The 16135-nt window shown below is 61.6% G+C and carries 16 protein-coding genes and 2 pseudogenes; 5 read left to right on the forward strand and 13 right to left on the reverse strand.

Features of this window, described 5'->3' with window-relative positions:
- Positions 1–53 precede the first annotated feature (53 nt).
- Positions 54–212: pseudogene (locus tag LDN90_RS11890) on the forward strand (citrate/2-methylcitrate synthase); the annotation flags it as partial.
- Between the two features lie 246 nt (positions 213–458).
- Positions 459–743 (forward strand): annotated as a pseudogene (locus LDN90_RS11895) (NAD(P)(+) transhydrogenase (Re/Si-specific) subunit beta); the annotation flags it as partial.
- 159 nt (positions 744–902) lie between these two features.
- Here the strand turns inward: LDN90_RS11895 and LDN90_RS11900 are convergent.
- Entirely contained in the window at positions 903–2177 is a 1275-nt protein-coding gene (locus LDN90_RS11900) for an MFS transporter (protein ID WP_223945831.1), read from the reverse strand.
- A gap of 256 nt (positions 2178–2433) precedes the next feature.
- On the opposite strand from LDN90_RS11900, the gene LDN90_RS11905 reads away from it, so the two are divergent.
- Together LDN90_RS11905 and LDN90_RS11910 are read left to right on the forward strand one after the other, a co-directional pair.
- Positions 2434–3030, forward strand: coding sequence for a TetR/AcrR family transcriptional regulator (locus LDN90_RS11905; RefSeq protein WP_223945832.1), 597 nt, complete (start codon positions 2434–2436; stop codon positions 3028–3030).
- Positions 3027–4298 (forward strand): nucleotide disphospho-sugar-binding domain-containing protein, encoded by a 1272-nt coding sequence (locus tag LDN90_RS11910; protein WP_223945833.1) that lies wholly within the window; start codon positions 3027–3029, stop codon positions 4296–4298. The genes LDN90_RS11905 and LDN90_RS11910 overlap by 4 nt, the downstream gene beginning before the upstream one ends.
- A gap of 67 nt (positions 4299–4365) precedes the next feature.
- Here LDN90_RS11910 and LDN90_RS11915 read toward each other — a convergent pair whose 3' ends face one another.
- The 8 genes from LDN90_RS11915 to LDN90_RS11950 all read right to left on the reverse strand — a co-directional run bounded on the left by LDN90_RS11915 (position 4366) and on the right by LDN90_RS11950 (position 11484).
- Entirely contained in the window at positions 4366–4584 is a 219-nt protein-coding gene (locus LDN90_RS11915; RefSeq protein ID WP_223945834.1) for a hypothetical protein, read from the reverse strand.
- A 121-nt stretch (positions 4585–4705) separates the two neighbouring features.
- Positions 4706–4873 carry a hypothetical protein gene (locus LDN90_RS11920; RefSeq protein WP_216923734.1) on the reverse strand — a complete coding sequence of 56 codons (168 nt, stop codon included), beginning with the start codon at positions 4871–4873 and terminating at the stop codon, positions 4706–4708.
- A gap of 314 nt (positions 4874–5187) precedes the next feature.
- Entirely contained in the window at positions 5188–6126 is a 939-nt protein-coding gene (locus tag LDN90_RS11925; RefSeq protein WP_223945835.1) for a zinc-binding alcohol dehydrogenase family protein, read from the reverse strand.
- Positions 6123–7079, reverse strand: a complete 957-nt coding sequence (locus LDN90_RS11930) for a fumarylacetoacetate hydrolase family protein (RefSeq protein WP_223945836.1) — start codon at positions 7077–7079, stop codon at positions 6123–6125. The genes LDN90_RS11925 and LDN90_RS11930 overlap by 4 nt, the downstream gene beginning before the upstream one ends.
- Positions 7076–8122 (reverse strand): aminoglycoside phosphotransferase family protein, encoded by a 1047-nt coding sequence (locus LDN90_RS11935; protein WP_223945837.1) that lies wholly within the window; start codon positions 8120–8122, stop codon positions 7076–7078. The genes LDN90_RS11930 and LDN90_RS11935 overlap by 4 nt, the downstream gene beginning before the upstream one ends.
- The gene (gene eno, locus LDN90_RS11940; RefSeq protein WP_223945838.1) at positions 8119–9423 is read right to left on the reverse strand and encodes a phosphopyruvate hydratase; all 1305 of its coding nucleotides are present in this window, start codon (positions 9421–9423) and stop codon (positions 8119–8121) included. Before eno ends, LDN90_RS11935 begins: the two co-directional genes overlap by 4 nt.
- On the reverse strand, positions 9420–10409 hold the full coding sequence (locus tag LDN90_RS11945; RefSeq protein WP_223945839.1) for a C-terminal binding protein: 990 nt from the start codon (positions 10407–10409) through the stop codon (positions 9420–9422). The genes eno and LDN90_RS11945 overlap by 4 nt, the downstream gene beginning before the upstream one ends.
- Positions 10410–10422: 13 nt before the next feature.
- On the reverse strand, positions 10423–11484 hold the full coding sequence (locus LDN90_RS11950; protein WP_223945840.1) for a fumarylacetoacetate hydrolase family protein: 1062 nt from the start codon (positions 11482–11484) through the stop codon (positions 10423–10425).
- 149 nt (positions 11485–11633) lie between these two features.
- Between LDN90_RS11950 and LDN90_RS11955 the strand changes: the two genes are divergently transcribed.
- Positions 11634–12164, forward strand: a complete 531-nt coding sequence (locus tag LDN90_RS11955) for a cupin domain-containing protein (protein ID WP_216923740.1) — start codon at positions 11634–11636, stop codon at positions 12162–12164.
- Between the two features lie 65 nt (positions 12165–12229).
- Here LDN90_RS11955 and LDN90_RS11960 read toward each other — a convergent pair whose 3' ends face one another.
- The 4 genes from LDN90_RS11960 to LDN90_RS11975 all read right to left on the reverse strand — a co-directional run bounded on the left by LDN90_RS11960 (position 12230) and on the right by LDN90_RS11975 (position 16076).
- Entirely contained in the window at positions 12230–13339 is a 1110-nt protein-coding gene (locus LDN90_RS11960; protein ID WP_223945841.1) for an alcohol dehydrogenase catalytic domain-containing protein, read from the reverse strand.
- Positions 13340–13386: 47 nt separating this feature from the next.
- Entirely contained in the window at positions 13387–13929 is a 543-nt protein-coding gene (locus tag LDN90_RS11965; RefSeq protein WP_223945842.1) for a carboxymuconolactone decarboxylase family protein, read from the reverse strand.
- Between the two features lie 29 nt (positions 13930–13958).
- Complete coding sequence (locus LDN90_RS11970; protein WP_223945843.1) at positions 13959–14960, reverse strand: VOC family protein; 1002 nt, start codon at positions 14958–14960, stop codon at positions 13959–13961.
- Between the two features lie 84 nt (positions 14961–15044).
- Entirely contained in the window at positions 15045–16076 is a 1032-nt protein-coding gene (locus LDN90_RS11975) for a LacI family DNA-binding transcriptional regulator (RefSeq protein WP_223945845.1), read from the reverse strand.
- Positions 16077–16135: the final 59 nt, after the last annotated feature.

Genomic DNA, 16135 nt, shown 5'->3' on the forward strand with positions numbered 1-16135 from the left:
CGGCGCAGCCGCACTCATTCTGACCACCCGAGCCAATGCCGAGCGCTTGAACCACCCAGACGTTCACCCAGTTGTTCGTCGCCAGCCGGATCACCGGCTGGACCGCCCACATCATGGAACAGTTCGCCTCGAACTCCCTCATCCGCCCCCTCAGCGAATACAACGGACCCGAAGAACGGCCTCTACCGAAAAAGTGCGTGGCCTATGCCTGATCGCCAACTCTCGCCGACATTTCAGCCTGCTCCTGAGGCTAACCCGCGCCGTAGGCAAGGCGAAGGCGATGGAAATGATCCTCACGGCCCGCGTGATCGATGCAGATGAGGCTGAACGGATCAGACTGGTCGCCAGAGTCGCCCCATAGGAATGTCTCCTCGACGAGGCAATGGAAACCGCAGCCGCAATTTCAACAATGTCCGCTTATGCTGCCTGGCAGGAACGTCCTCGACCTCGGAGCTCTCTATGGCATGGCCGTAACCCCGGCTCAATACCCGATTGCAGAACTCGCCAAACAACTCGGCGAAAGGTGCGTGGATGGAAGTTCCGCATCCACCCGGTTGCTGGACGTTTGCTGGGGCACATGAACGTGGTACTGGCGGAAGCGAAAGTCCCGTATACATAGACATTGAGATGGACGAGATCAACGAAGACCTCTCCTCGACCCCCGTCGTCCTTGCCATGGGGGCCGACGATATGGTGGACCCTGCAGCAGAAGATCCAACAGCCCAATTGCAGGAATGCCCCTCAAACGAGGATGGTTTCGACACCATTGGCCATAGCTCCGAAAAGTTGAGGAGGTCAGGGCCAGGCTCGTCCGAAGTACGACAGTGTCCTGGCCGTCGCCAGAGCGAAACGCTAAATGGCGTCTGCCTTCGCAAGGAAGGCAGACGCCGTTTAGGGGAGTACTAGGACTTGCTGCCTGCAGGCAGCTTGCCCATGGCAGCCATGGCAATCAAGCCGATGGCTGGAATAAGCGTCAATTGGATGATTCCGGCAGTCTGCCACCCCACGCTGCTTTGCATGAAGGTGACGAAGTAGCCGGAAGCGCTGGCGGGTATATACATTGCTGCGATCATTAGGCCGCTGACTCGGCCGAGGTACTTTGGGTCCACAGATCGCTGCATTAGGGCGCTTGTATTCGTGATGAGAACTCCGCTGAAGGCAACGCCAAGCAGTGCCGAGAAGATCATGTGAACTGCCAGCGAGGCAGCGAAGCCAAATATGGCTACTCCCAGGACCATTATGGAAAGCAAACCCACGACGTTAAGCAATCGCTGGTCAACACGGTCTGCGATCGCGCCTCCAACGAGGGCTCCGAGGGCGCCGATTCCAAACATGCTCGCTGCCCAGCCAGCTTCTGCAGGCGTGAATCCCAGTGTCTCCCGTAGATAGGTCGGGTACAGCCCCAAGTACCCATAGATTGCAAAACCTCCCGCAATGGCAACGACGACACAGCACAGGACTCGCCGGTTGAAGAACCGCAGGCAAGTGGTCATCTCCGACGACGAGCTCGATGATGAATCCCCACGACCAACCTCTGTAAAGGATTTGGGCACAAGTGCCAAAACCAGGAAAAGGATAAGGATGCCAATTGCACCGAACAGGATGAGTGGAATGCGCCAGTCGCCCGTTGCCGAAACGATGGCACCGCCAAGCAACGGGCCGGTAAAACCACCCAAGCCAAAAGCTGCACTGATAGAGCCAAGCGCGAATCCGCGGTGACGAGTGAAGTATGCCCCTACTGCCGCAAAGAGTGCAGCGACCTGCATTCCTTCGCCTACGCCAGAAAGGATTCGCCATAGTGCCATGTCCAGTGTTCCTGCGGCCACTGACTGGAGGGCACAACTGACCGAAAAGATCAGGAGGCTAATGAGAACCACCTTTTTACGGCCGAATCGATCGGCCAGGTAACCAGCGGGAACCCCAGCTAGCCCCATGCCAAGTGTGAAAATGGTCGCGATGATGCCCGCCTCGCCACCGGTGAGCCCATAAGCCGCCTTGATATCCGGCAGAAGGACGGCGAAGACCTGTCTGTCCATGGCATTGATGAAATACGAGAGATCCAGGACCAGCAGAAAGAAGAGCACGCGCCCGCTTAGCTCGGACAGCTTCGGGCCGCCGCTGTTTTGCTGGATTGTCGAGTCATTCCTGGAGAGCTTGGTGAGGTCTGGGGATGGCATGGGACTCCTACTAGGCCATTGGTTGGGGAGGCCGCGGCAAACGGAGGAACATCTGGCATGCCGCAAGGCCCAAAGGCTGCAAACTGGCTCGGGTTAATATGGATTGGATCTTATTTGTTAGTGATTGGATCCAGTTTGATGTGATGACGATCTCACGTAAGGGCGGGCAGCGTCAAGGGTGGGGCGACATCATCGCGGCACCCATACGCTGCAAACACTCTGGACCTCCAGCGGATTTCAAGTTAGTCTGATTAACATGAAATTCAGTGGGACGGAGAGCCGCACCTACAACATGAGTAAACGAGCCTCCTCTGCGGCGGAAACCGGACGTCGCATCTTGCAGGCAACCGAAGACCTCTTCATGGAGGGTCCGCTCTCCGACCTCACCCTCAATGCTGTCGCGGAACGGGCTGGGGTCACCGTGCAAACAGTGATACGCCGTTTCCGGGACCGTCTGGGCCTGATCAACGCCACCGCAGAGTTCGCATCCGCTCGGGTGATGGCCCAGCGGGACGCCGCTCCGGCGGGCGACGTGAGGGCCGCCGTCGAGAATCTGATTGAACATTACGAAACCACGGGGGCACTGGCGCTGAAGTTGCTCGCCGAGGAAAGCTCGTCACCGGTCCTGGCTGAAATCGTGAAGGGGGGCCGGCAACTGCACCGGCAATGGTGCGAACGGGTCTTTGACCCCTTTCTCAGGAATGAGCCGGATCGCGATCGCCGCCTTGCCCAGTTCGTCGCCCTGTGCGACGTCTACACCTGGAAGCTCCTCCGCCACGATGCAGGGCTGGGCCGCGACCAGGTCACTCTTTCGCTGCTCGAGATGCTTGAGCCGTTTACCCGGAGACCATGATGTCCATCGTCCTCGCCTACTCTTCGCCCGCCATCGGCCACCTTTTCCCCATGGTTCCATTGCTGTTGGAGCTGAAATCCCGGGGCCACGAGGTGCACTTGCGAACGCTCCCCAAACAAGTCCAAACCATGCGGGATCTTGGCTTCCACGCAGAAGCGGTCGACGAGCGGCTGCTCGAAATCGAAGCGCGGGACTATCTCACGAAGTCGACCAAAGACGCCCTCGCCTCCAGCGTTGACACCTTCACCTCGCGCGCCCGCTTCGATGCGCCGGACTTCCGTGCAGCCATGGACGACGTCGGCCCTGATCTTGCGCTCGTCGATATCAATTCCTGGGGTGCACGCATTGTTGCCGAACACTCCGGACTTCCGTGGGCGACATTCAGCCCTTATACCCCGCCTCTCCAGTCCAAGGGGACACCGCCTTTCGGTCCGGGGCTCCTTCCCATGCCAGGACTTTTGGGAAGTGCGCGTGACGCCGTCGTCCGACGCATGGTGATTGGCGCCGTCGAGAAGTTGATGATGCCGGGGATGAACCGCCTGCGTGCAGATGTCTCGGGCGGGCATCTACCGCCGGTGCACAGTGCAGATGCCTTCTTCCGGACAGCCCCACTGATGCTTGTAACCACCGCCGAACCCTTCGAGTATGCGCACCCCGACTGGGCCCCGGGGATCCGAATGATCGGCTCCCTAACATGGGAACCGCCTGTCAGTACACCGCCATGGCTCGATAGGATGCAGGACCCTGCAGTCCTTGTGACGACGTCCTCGGAGTATCAGGCAGACGAAACCCTGGTGCGCACCACCCTGGAGGCCCTCGCCAAGGAGCCTTACACTGTCGTAGCCACGCTGCCGGCCGCCAACGCCGGATCGGCAGGCGCCACACGGGCATCCGGCACCAACGCTATCCATGCCATTCCGGACAACGCCCGGGTTGAGCACTTCGTGCCCCACTCGCTGGTGCTCGATAGGGCCGCTGTCGCCATCACCCATGGCGGCATGGGATCCACCCAGAAGGCGCTGGCCAAGGGGGTGCCCGTGGTGGTGGTTCCATTTGGGAGGGACCAGCATGAGGTTGCGGCCAGGGTTTTGGCGGCCGACGCCGGTGTGCGGCTAAGCCCCAGGAAGCTCACCCCGGACGCGCTGAGGGAAGCGGTCGAAAAGGCCCGTGATAAGGCGGAGGGAGCGCGTCGTGTCGCGGCCGGTTATGCGGCCGCTGGAGGCGCTGTGGCAGGGGTGGATGCCTTGGAGGAGCTGCTATCGCGCTGAATCCCCAGCAAAAGACTGGCACTCGGAACGCTCTTTGATGGTGTAATTCTGAATATCTCATCCGAATCTACGAGTGGCCTCGGTGACCACTGATGCGGGCGTCCAGGCGCCATATATCGATTCCGTCGTGGTGATGGATCAGGATCCGGCCCCGACCGTTGGCGAGGTGAATCCATATGACGCTTGCGTCGTCGGTCGTTTCGTCCACGTATCCCGTGCCCAACACGGTGTTTCCACGGCGGAGTTCAATGAATTCATGTGGCCACAAGTATTTCCAGTGCTTCATAAGCAGGGGTTCACGTCGTCGCTCGTGTTCACGAAAGGCTGTCCCTGAGACAAGCCTCCAGTCCGAAGGGGGCTTCGCAATAACCCGGCTGCGCTCTGGGGCGCGGACCGAGGGTCGCTTATCATTTTCCACGGTGAACTTCGTTGACATAGTGCCAGCCGATCCATGGCAGCGCGATCAGGGCCTCACCGTCCGGCGTCTGGTCAATTATCCGGTTGGTTTCTTCGTGGGCCTCCTGATCCGACTCGATCCGCCGGTTCGGAGATGGTGTGTTGAGTTCGCTGTACATAAAAACTCCTGGAGACGGGTCGGCTGCTTTCGTAGACTGCTTGCGGCGCGGGGTGGAGGTCTGACGTTTCGCGCTCGGAGATCGTTCCGTAGGGAACGTCGTGGGTAAGTTCCACCGAGAACGTCTGCAGGTCATGACGGGTAACCATCACTCCGCGGCCAGGGTTCATGAGGCCTTCCCGGATCGCGTTCCCGATGGCTTCGTTGAGTTGGTTTTGTAGCTGATTACCATCGGTAATCCTGACCTCAACGTAGTAATGAGTAGGCTGGCCAATCATTGGATTCCTCCTGATCGCCCGGACTAAATCGCCGGGACTAGGGGGTAAGGACGAGTTTGCGCGGGGAGCCCTGTTGCTGGATCTCCCATGCCTCCTGGCAATCGGCGAGTGGCAGGACAGTCGTATCAACGTTCAAGGCACCCGTGGCCGCAAGCCCGGTGAGCTTCAGATAGGCGTTTCGGCGAATTTCTGCCGGTGGGTCGACGTGGGCGAAGCCGAGCAGTTCCAGGCGTGCTGCGCGGATGATGTCGGCAGGGAGTTCGATGGTTGGGGCCGCGGACTGGCCGATCTGAATGTGACGGGCGCCCCGTGCGGCCACGCGCATGGCGGCAAGTGCCGGTTCGCCCCAGACGGGATCGATGATGACGTCGAAGCCCCGCCCATCAACGGTGTTTCGGAAGGCCTCCACCAAGTCGGTGTCCGGTGTGATGGTGACGGTGTCCGTGGCTCCTCTTTGGCGGGAAAGGGCCAGCCGGTCGGAATCCCGGTCGACAGCAAGCACCGTGGCTGCGCCGAGGGCTTTGGCGAGCTGGACAGCGACCGACCCCAGTGCGCCGGTCGCGCCAAGGACCAATACGTTCTGGCCGGGTTGAAGGTTCGCCCGCCAAGTGAGTGCCAGCCAGGCGGCGAGCCCGGTGTTACCGAGCGCGGCGGCGGTGACATCGTCTATGTCGTCCGAGAGGTCCAGCAAATCCTGTTCGGGCACCAAAGTGCGCTCTGCCCAGGAGCCGTAGGGTGAAATCGGTGCCGTGAAGAAGACGCGGCGCCCGGTGGAGGTCCGGCCCACGCCGTCTGCCCCGATGACGTAGGGCAGGGTGCCCGGATTGCCGAAGGCACCGGATGCCTTCGCGAGATCGAGGTGGTGGACCCCGGCCGCAGCGATGTCGACGACCACATGGCCGCTGACAGCTTGGGGCTCGGGAAAGTCCGCGTACTCCGGCATGGTTCCAGCCTGTGTGAGGACTGCTGCTTTCATGGTCTTTCCTTTGATGACGGAGGTTGGGTATTGGCGCCGTCGATGATCTCCACGCTGATGGCCCCCAGGCCGCTGATCTCGCCCTTCAGCTGGTCCCCGACGTTCATCCACGTACCCGTGGCGAGCCCTACACCGGCCGGGGTTCCGGTGAGTATGACATCACCGGGTTCAAGGGTCATGTGTTCGCTGATCAGGGATATTAGCTCTGGCACCGACCAGATGAGGTCAGAAGTATTGGCGTTTTGTCGGAGTTCGCCGTTGAGCCGGAACTGCAACTGCAGGTTGGTGTCGTCGATGAAGCGTGCCGGCACGATCCCCGGACCCAGCGGGCAGCTGTCGTCAAACACCTTGCCTCCAAACAGGTCGAATTTGACCAGGTGCTTGGGATGGCGCTGCCAGTCGCGGGCGGATAAGTCCAACGCAATCGTGTAGCCGGCGATGTGTTCACGAGCACGGCCTACGGGGATATTCTTGCCGGCCCTGCCGATGACGAATGCCAACTCAAGCTCGTAATCGAACTTTTCGGTCTGGTTCGGGTAGCGGACGGACCGGCCCTGACCCACCAGCGTCGTGGTGGGTGGCTTGAGGAAGAAGACAGGAACGTTGTCCTCTTTCGAAAATCCCGCGTGGCCGCCGTCGTTGATGACATGGTCGTAGTAGTTCGCCCCAGTGCAGATGACCTTTCTCGGGTACTGCAACGGCGTAAGCCAGTCTCCGAGGTCCACTGGTGGGTCGACTGACTGGACAGCACGTTCTTGGAGGGTGTCAACAGCCTCGAGCAGCAACGGCTCGGCCGTCTCCCAGTTCTCGAAGACAGCCATCAGCCCGGCTGGGGATTTATCGGAGAGTAAGCCGGGGGAGAGGTCGGCGATCCTGTAAAGGCGCCCATCAGGAAGACTAAGGACTGGTGTCGGCGTTCCGTCAATCCGGGCGGTCGCAAGCGAGAACGTCACGGTGCCGGCTCCTTGATCGGCGGCGCTCCTGCCGTGGTGGCTCGGGCTGCCACCATCCAGTCGTCGATAACGACGTCGATGGCGGGAATCGGACGTGCCATCCGTGATCGCGCGAGGTCCCGCACGTGATGCCGTTGGTCTGGCGACAGGTATTCCAGGGGGGACGCGCCGTCCACCCGGGCAAGGGCGAGCAGCGGCAGGAGCGCCGCGACGCGTCCCATGAGGTGAGCCGCCGGTTCCCAATTGATGTGCTGCATGTAGCCCTCCAGCAGCAGTTGGGCGGACCGGTGCAATTGCTCGATGTGGTCGGGGAGGACCATCGCTTTGAGCAGGAGATGGTTCAAGCAGAACGCCACGTCAAACGCCGGGTCCCCGAACCATGCGCACTCGGCGTCGAGCAGCACAGGCCCGTGCGGTCCCAGAAGGATATTCTTGGGGCTGACGTCACCGTGGACCACCACCAGGTGTGTACCGGTGGTCACTGCAGCCAACCAATCGATTCGATCATCAACATCAGGGTTTGCGCGGGCTGTGACCTGGAAGTATGGCTCGATGCGTAAAGCGTCAAAATTATCGTCTGTGGCAAACTTGGCCGCAGCGGAGGGGTCTTTGGCGCTTGCTGCATGCAGCCGGCCAACGAGGTCTCCTACTGCATACGCGGCTGTGGGTTCAATGTGCCCGGCGAGGAGTTCCGTCTTCCACACCGGATAGTCCTCGGGAGGAAGAAACTGCATGGCGAAGAGACCGGCCTGCTCGTCATAGGCGAGTACCTGCGGAACCTGCCCTGGAGTGATCGTGCCGGCCAAGTGCAGCCAGTCGTATTCCACGCGGTTGCGCGAGGTGGGTGCGAGCCACTCTTGGGCCACCTTCAGCCTGGCCAGCGCGCCCTTAACGCAGAGGCTACGGCCGGGCAGGTCTACCCGCCAGAGGTCCGAACTCACGCCACCGGCAAGGGGCGTGAGCACAGCGGCTTCGGCAGGCTGCATGAGCCCGTGGTGGAGCAGGAACTCCCTGACACGGGACTCAGGCTCGTACGCGCTCACCGGACAGCCACGGGGGTGGAGCCCAAGGCAGGCAGTTGACTGAACCCAAGGGTGGCGTCTTCGGCGATTCGGACCAACTGGTTGTACTTGGCCAGTCGTTCCGAGTTCCGGACAGACCCTATCTTGATCTGACCCGCTGCGGTTCCTACGGCCAGGTCCGCGAGGAAGTCATCCTCGGTCTCCCCGGATCGCGCCGAGACAACAGGGGCGTACCCTGCTGCGCGGGCCTCTGCGACCACGTCCAATGTGCCGGTCAGTGTGCCGTTCTGATTGACCTTGACCAGGACGCCATTGGCAACGCCGCGGGCTATTCCTTGGGCAAGCCGTGAACTGTTGGTAGTGAACAAGTCATCCCCGATCAGCCTGATCCGGTGTCCCAGACGCGTGGTTATTGTCTCCCAACCGGCCCAGTCGTCCTCGTCGAGGGGGTCCTCGATCGACACAATTGCATAGTTATCCACCCATGCGGAAACCATGTCTATCATTTCCGCGGTACTGACGTGCCGTTCCTGTCGCCGCAGGTGGTAATCACCTGTGTCCCTGTCGAAGAGGGAGGAGGCAGCCACATCGATGGCGATCGCGATGTCAGTGCCGGGCCGCAGGCCCGCCGCCTCAATCGAGAGTGTGATCAGCTCGAGGGCCTCCTCGGCAGTGCGGCAGGCAGGGCTGAGACCGCCCTCGTCTGCCAGCAGGGTTGGAAGCCCCCGGTCTGCGCAAAGCCTGGCCGCGGCGGTTCTGACGCGGGAGGTGAGGTGGATCGCTTCGAGGGCTGAGGTTGCTGCTACCGGGACGGCCAGGAAATCCTGGACGTCCATGCCACGGCCGGCGTGGAGACCGCCGGAGAGAATGTTGACCATTGGCATCGGCAGAACCGGTTCCTCAGTGCCGGCGAGCTGGGCGATCCGTCGATACAGCGGTAAGCCGCTGGCCACAGCGGAGGCTCGGCAGACTGCCAGTGATGCGCCGAGAACGGCGTTGGCCCCGAGGCGCGACAGGGACGGGGTCCCATCCAGTTCCCGCAGCCGCTCGTCGATTGCACGCTGGTTGTTGATGGCGAGACCATGCAACGCTGCAGCAATCTCGCCGTTCACATGCTCGACTGCGGCGGTAACACCGAGTCCGTCGAACACCGAGTCATCCCCGTCGCGCAACTCGTGGGCCTCATGGGTGCCGGTGGAGGCGCCGGAGGGAACGGAAGCACGCGCCAAGGCGCCGTTGTCCAGGACAATTTCGACCTCGACAGTGGGGCGACCACGGGAGTCGAAAATCTGGCGGCCGTGGACGAGTTGGATTGCGCTCAAGATGACACTCCAGTTGTGAGAGGGGAGGGCGTGTTGCACGGGTAGTGTGCCGGTTCGCCGCGCAGGACGCGTACGACTTCCTCAGCAGCACTGCGACGCAGGTCAATAACCGATGCGTCGGAGGCGAAGGCGATGTGGGGGGTAACGATGACTCCGGGATGCGCCAGTAGTTCCTGGGGAACCATCGGCTCTTCCTCCAGGACGTCGAGGCCCGCTCCAATGATGTGCCCACTTTCCAATGACGCCACCAGCGCTGCGGTGTCGATCAGACCGCCGCGGCTGACGTTGATCACGAATGCGTCTTGCGGAAGCAGTGACAGCTCCCTCTCGCCGATGAGGTGATGGGTCTGCGGGACCAAAGGCGCGTGCAGGACAACAACATCACTGGCCGCGAGAAGGTCGTCAAGGGGCATGGCCTCCATGCCGTCGGTATCTGCAGGGGCATGAGGGTCGCTGATCACCACGCGGGCGCCAAGTGCGCGGAGTTTAGCAGCGGTTGCCCTGCCAATCCGGCCGTAACCGATGACGCCACAGGTCAGGGTGGATAGTCGGCGAAGCCGGGCCCCTGCCGGGTTCCATTTGCCAGCGCGAACCTCGCGGTCGGCTGCAACCAGGCCGCGGGTCCACGCGAGGGCCAGTCCGACGGCGTGGTCAGAGACCTCCGCAACGCAGTAGTCCGGGACATTGGTAACCAGCACACCGCGATTCGTAGCTGCAGGTACTGCGATGTTGTCCAGGCCCACTCCCATACGGGCGACGACCTGCAGGGGGGCAGAGGACAAGACCGCTTCCGAAGACACGGTCGCCCAGCAGGTGAGGATTGCGGCGGGTTGGTGCTCAGCGACCAAGGCGTCGATGGCTTCCACCGGCGCGGGGTCGGCGGGGCCGGCAACCACGCGGAATCCAGCCTCTTCAAGTATGTCCCGTTCAATGCTGTCGTCGGGCCAGGCCCGGTCGGTCAGCAGGACGGTTTGCTGCTGTGTCATGCGTGCTCCTATGTCAGTGTCCGGCCGGTGCGGCCGGAGTTGGATTGAATGTGTTCCGGGCGGGAGCTACCTCCGCACACCGTATGATCTGCTCGCCCAGGCCGGTTACCGAAGCCTTGACGACGTCGCCCGGCCGCAGGAAGCGGCCGTGGTGGAGTCCGAACCCGGCGGGTGAGCCAGTACACAGCACGTCACCGGGGCGAAGCCTGGTGTGCTGGGACAGATACTGCAATTGTTCGGGAATGGTGAAGACCATGTCCGCTGCTGTGTCGTCTTGCATCAGCGTGTCGTTGAGCCAGAGCTGCAGCCGGAGGCCGGAAGGGTCCGGAACCTGCCATGAAGGTACGAACCAAGGTCCAAGGGGCAGCGATCCCTGCATGCCTTTGCTTTGCACCCAGTCGCTGCCCAGAGCTGGAAGGTCAGGCCGGACAACGCGTGATCGGATTGTCAGGTCATTGACCACACAATAGCCGGCAATAGCTGCCGACGCTTCGGGGAGTGTGAGTCGCGAGAGGGGCGAGCCGATGACGGCGCCGATCTCAACTTCCCAGTCCAAGGTGTCCACTTCCGGAGCCAGACCCAGCTCTCCGACCGGGGCTCCAACGCGGTCCACGCTGGTCAGGCAGATATAGGGCGCGCCGTGTAGCTGGCGCTGGTCGAGCGCCTGCAGCGTCGCGGCACGCACTCGCTCGGCTTCGGTCGGAAGACCGGCGTCGACGGCGGCCTCCACCACCTGGCGCCTGTAGTTGCCGATAGTGCAGAAGAGTTGAGCGGGGCGGAGGGGGGCCTCGAAACGGAGCGAGGCTACGGAGAGACCGGCTTCGGCGATGGTTTGTGCGGTCTGCGGCAGCTCGGTAAGTCGTCGAAGTTCGGTGTGATGATCGCTCCATTGCCCAATCAGTTCAGTGATTGAGGCGAACCTCGCACAGTCCCACTGCGGCGCCCAGTCCCGCAGGGGGAGGGCTCGGCCTTGGTATACGAGCCAAACCTCAGCCGCCCCTTCCATCCGTCCCGCTTGGGCGAGCACGATTCCTGCGGGGGCAAATTCAGGTTCTTGATGATCTTCGTCGAACATAATGCTAACGATAGCACAGCGATTGCGGCGGGTCACTACCTATTTTTATGACTACCGCCTGATGGAGCAGTACAACGCGGCAGCATTGACAGGAAAACAGCCGTGGGCGATAGTGCTAACGATGGCATAATCTGACGAGAGGATCCACAATGAGCGTTCGCAGGGTAGTAACGGGTACCGACTCCGCAGGAAAGTCGGTGTTGGTCTCGGACGGAGTGGTGCCCCACAGCCACGACTTCGAGAGCATGCCGGGGCAATCGCAGATCAGGGTCTGGTTCACCGCTGGAACGCCTACAAGCCAGACTCCTGAAGCCGAGCCGACCAACAACCATGGTCCTGTGGTCCCCGGCCCGGGCGGTGCAAGCTTCCTGATCGTGCGTTACGCGCCCGATTCCGTGGTGATGAGTCCGGACTTTGACCCGCTGGCAGCAGGGCAGGAACTGGAGGCCTACGCTCCGGATCTTGCTGAACTATTCGAGCCCAACGGCATGCACAAAACGCCCAGCATCGACTATGGAGTTGTGTTGGAGGGAGAGGTGTGGCTCGAACTGGACGACGGAGTCCAGGTTCAGCTCACGCCGGGCGACACCATCGTCCAGGTTGCGGCGCGGCATGCGTGGCGTAACAAGACGAAAGCGCCGGCGACGGTGGCTTTCGTGCTCACCGGCGTCGACGCTTGAGTGCTGTTGGGTTAATCCGTAAGCGGTGCCGGTCGCTCCTGGGAATGACCGGCACCGCTTACGTGCTAGGGGAGAACGATGTAGTTGCTGAAGCCGCCACGAGGGTCTTTCAGCCGACCGGAGATTGCGGTGTTGACTTCCGACAACGGAAACGCCTCAGTCTCCAGATAGGACAGATCCAACGTTCCCGTTTCGATCATGTCCGCCATTTCTTGGCCCTGCGCTGCGGTAAACCAATTGGAGCCGATGATTTGAACCTGCTCGTCCATGAGCCATTTCATGTCCACAGGAACCTCTTCGGAGACCCCGCCGACGTTCACGACGCGACCGCCCCGCCTGACTCCCTTCATGGAGTCGACCATGGCCGCAGCATCGGCCCGGGCACCGAGTGCGCTGATGACGAAGTGTGCGCCGTCCCCGCGGGTACGTTCCTTGGCCCATTCTCCACTCGACTTCTCGCCAAGCGTCAGCACTTCGATTCTGCGCGGTGCGAGTGCCTTCACCCTCTCGAGCAACTGTTGATTTCGTCCGGTGCCCAGAATCTTGGCCACGCCCATGCTGAGGCAGAGCACAGTGGCAGCTACACCCAGTGTCCCGGTTATACCGTCGATCAAGGCAACGGTTCCTGGCCCCGCGTCAGCCAGACGTAGCGCTCCGTATGCTGTGCCGATATAGCCAAAGCGGGCTGCCAATTCGAAGGGTAGATTGTCCGGGATCCTGACCAGGGCCTGTTGGGGTGCAGTCATGAATTCACTGAAGCCGCCATACGGATACTGGTCGAAAATCCGCTGGCCGTCGCGGGAAGTGCTGAAGTAGCCGTTGAGTGTGTAGTAGCGGCAGCGGCTGGGGGTGCCCGCTGAACAGGCATAACAGCTGCCGCATGAGCGCAAAGGGCTCACATAGACCCGATCACCAGGCTTGACGTTGATGACCGATTCTCCGACCTCCTCCACTACGCCAGTGGGGTCGAGCCCGAATATCGCGGGGAAGGCCGGGATGGGTTGATGTGGGAACCACGTTGGCCAGCTGTTAATGACGTTCGCCATGTTCGGGACGATGCCGACAGCTTTGACACGGACAAGAACGTCTGTGGGCCGGGGTTTTGGTACTTCTATGGTGTCGATCGACATGGGTTCGCCGATCTTGTGCAGTCGTGCGGCGCGCATCATCGTCATTGACGGGGCTCCTTGAATAGAGGGGTTGGTTGGGGTGGGGCCGGACGCTACTTGCGGTAGCTGTCTTCCAGGTCAATGTGGAGCAGTCCCATGATGCGAACTCCGGAGTTGTACCAGGCAATGGTCAGTGTTAGCTCCACCATCTGCTGGTCGTCCAGATGCGCAGCGGCAGCATCCCACGTAGCGCTCGATACGTGCACATGCGTCGTGGACTCCCTTGCAAGGGCGATGACGGCAAGCTCTGCCTCGTTGAAGAGCCCGGAATCCTCCGCGGAGGCAACGGCCCCCAGTTGTTCTTCTGTGATCCCGGCTTTGCGCCCGTGCGACTGGTGGTGGGCGATTTCATACTCGGAACCGGTGGCGTGGCCGACGGACAGTATCGCCAGCTCACGCAGTTTCGGACTTAGCTTGGAACCGTCACGCAAGGCGTTGGCGTAGGAAAGGAAGGCATCTAGAAGGACAGGCGCATTCGCCAGCGTGCGGAAAATGTTGGCCGTAGGTACTTTGCGCTCGGCTTCGAGGCGGTCCCATAGTGACTGATGATCAGCCGACGCGGCATGGTCACGGGAGAGGGAAGGAACTCGGGACATGATGTATTGGACTCCAGTTCGGGTTGGGATCAGCGAGGCTGTGGGCTGGACAGGAACTTCTCCAGCGTCATGGGGGATGGGGGAGTGGCAGGAGACATCAAGGGGACGTCAACGAAAGCAGAGGCCTCGAAGTACCACTTTTCCAAGGCCGGTAGTCCCCATCGGGCGTTCGTGCTGACCGACGTGGCATCCCACCGCACAGGTTCAGTCTCGATGTCGATAGTCTGGTAGTGGCTGTTGAAGACTTCGACGCGGTGGCCGTCCGGGTCGCGAAGGTAGCTAAACAGCATGCCGCCGGGTCCATGTCGTCCCGGGCCGCGTTCCACCCCGTCGCCGTAACCCAGGATTCCAGCGAAGTCGCAGGCCGTGAAGATATCGTGGCTTTCGGAAACGGTGTAAGCGAAATGGTGAAGGCTGGGACCGTCGCCGGGCACCATGGCCAGATCCAGGCAGGTGCCCTTTCGGTACATGAAGGCACCGATCAGCTCGTCGCCATGCTCCAAGTACTCCGAGTTGCGGAACCCCAGTCCGCTGTAGAAAGCGCATAGTTCATAGACGTCCGGGACGAGCAATTGAAAGTGGTCCAGCCGCTGGGCGTGGGCACCCTGGTATTGCTCGAAATTGATGTGCAGGCGCGGCCGGGTGGACATTGTTGCGCACAACTCCAATGGCGTGCCAATAGGGTCCGAAACGTGGAGTGTGCGGCCTTGGTGCGGCATCTCCACCCACTCGGCGGGGAGGCCGCGGTCACGAAAATAGCGGTAGGCCTCGTCAAGGTCCTCGTCGAAAAAGACTCGGAATCCAATCCTGCGGGCGGTGCCGCCGTCGGAGCTTTTCTCCAATACGAGGCTGTGGTGACAAGCCTCCGCCAGGCCGCGGAGGTAAACTGTCGATTCGTCCTCGTCACTTACCACCAAGCCCAGGACCGTGGTGTAGAACTTACGGCTCTCGGCCAGGTCGGCGACATTAAGTCGTAGATGGCTGGTTCGGCTGATGTTGAACGGCGGGCGCAAGTCGACCGGTGGCAGCATGATGTTTTCTCCAATTGGTGCTAGGGGCAGCACCCTTTAATCTTCGTGCGCAGAAGGTGCGCATCTCTTGTAGTGGTCACGATGTCAGGCGGAGCGCTTGCGCGATTCCGCCCGCGGCGCGGCGGTGCTTCCGCGGGGTACGAGCCAGCCCGCCGAGACGGACTCATAGGGATCGTTGCCGGCTGGCGGGTTGTTGAGCCTGCGGATGAACCAAAGTCCGCAGGAGGTAGCCACGTCTCCGATAGGGAGACTGATGGTGGTGAGGCCAGGCCCCCACCAGGAGAAGCCACTTTGATCGCCGAACCCGACGACCGAAAGCTCGCTGGGCACCTCGATTCCTATCTCCAGGGCCGCGTCCAGCAGCCCAACGGTGTGTTGCACGGAGCCCAGTACGACGGCGGTTGGCGGGGTCGGCTGGTTCAGCAGCCGGCGGATCGCTTCCTTGGCATGCTCCGGTGAGGCAGGCGGCCCGAGTTCGATCAGATCAGAGGCTGGCGGGATGCCATCGGCGAGTAGTGCCTGGGTATAGCCCTCCAGCCGTTCCCGGCCCGTGGGCAGGTCCTCGGATGCGCCGATATATGCAATCCGCGTGTGCCCGAGTTCCAGTAAGTGCGCCGTGGCATCCTGTAACGCCCGCTGGTCGTCGAGGCCGAACCATTGACCGCCCAGGGATGCATGCCGGCGCAGCAACTGGACGTGCGGCATGCCCCGTAGCAGGTTGACCGAGTCCCCGTGGGGGTTGGGTGTCGGTGCAATCACCACTCCTGCTGCGTGACTGGCGGACAACTCACGGAGGTGCCGCCGCTCGATCAGGCGATCATCGAACGTCTCCGCGAGCATCAGCTGATACTCCTCCCCGGCCATGATCGCGGACAATTCGTGGGCGATGGTCGAGTAGAAGCTGTTGCGGACATCCGGGATGACAAGCCCGACGACGTTGCTTGAGGCGCCACGCATCATCCTGGCCGCCCGGTTACCGACGTAGCCAAGCTCCGAAGCGGCCTGGCGGACACGCACCTTGGTCTGCTCGCTGATGCGGGCGTCGTCGGCCAGTGCGCGGCCGACCGTAGAGACGGATAGTTGCAAATGCGCAGCGATATCCTTGGTCGTAACCATCGTTCCTCCTGGGCAAATCTCTTCGTGGGTCATTGCTTTCGGTGGTTTGACTTGTAGCC

Origin of the sequence: Arthrobacter sp. NtRootA1 (assembly GCF_019976975.1) — a bacterium.
Taxonomy (GTDB): Bacteria; Actinomycetota; Actinomycetes; order Actinomycetales; family Micrococcaceae; genus Arthrobacter; species Arthrobacter aromaticivorans.

Coding starts and splice junctions, on each gene's coding strand:
- LDN90_RS11925 (WP_223945835.1), bottom strand. CDS start 6,126: ATGAAAGCAGCAGTCCTCACACAGGCTGGAACCATGCCGGAGTACGCG.
- LDN90_RS11945 (WP_223945839.1), bottom strand. CDS start 10,409: ATGACACAGCAGCAAACCGTCCTGCTGACCGACCGGGCCTGGCCCGAC.
- LDN90_RS11900 (WP_223945831.1), bottom strand. CDS start 2,177: ATGCCATCCCCAGACCTCACCAAGCTCTCCAGGAATGACTCGACAATC.
- LDN90_RS11910 (WP_223945833.1), top strand. CDS start 3,027: ATGATGTCCATCGTCCTCGCCTACTCTTCGCCCGCCATCGGCCACCTT.
- LDN90_RS11920 (WP_216923734.1), bottom strand. CDS start 4,873: ATGTACAGCGAACTCAACACACCATCTCCGAACCGGCGGATCGAGTCG.
- LDN90_RS11950 (WP_223945840.1), bottom strand. CDS start 11,484: ATGTTCGACGAAGATCATCAAGAACCTGAATTTGCCCCCGCAGGAATC.
- LDN90_RS11960 (WP_223945841.1), bottom strand. CDS start 13,339: ATGACGATGATGCGCGCCGCACGACTGCACAAGATCGGCGAACCCATG.
- LDN90_RS11975 (WP_223945845.1), bottom strand. CDS start 16,076: ATGGTTACGACCAAGGATATCGCTGCGCATTTGCAACTATCCGTCTCT.
- LDN90_RS11955 (WP_216923740.1), top strand. CDS start 11,634: ATGAGCGTTCGCAGGGTAGTAACGGGTACCGACTCCGCAGGAAAGTCG.
- LDN90_RS11965 (WP_223945842.1), bottom strand. CDS start 13,929: ATGTCCCGAGTTCCTTCCCTCTCCCGTGACCATGCCGCGTCGGCTGAT.
- LDN90_RS11915 (WP_223945834.1), bottom strand. CDS start 4,584: ATGAAGCACTGGAAATACTTGTGGCCACATGAATTCATTGAACTCCGC.
- LDN90_RS11905 (WP_223945832.1), top strand. CDS start 2,434: ATGAAATTCAGTGGGACGGAGAGCCGCACCTACAACATGAGTAAACGA.
- LDN90_RS11970 (WP_223945843.1), bottom strand. CDS start 14,960: ATGCTGCCACCGGTCGACTTGCGCCCGCCGTTCAACATCAGCCGAACC.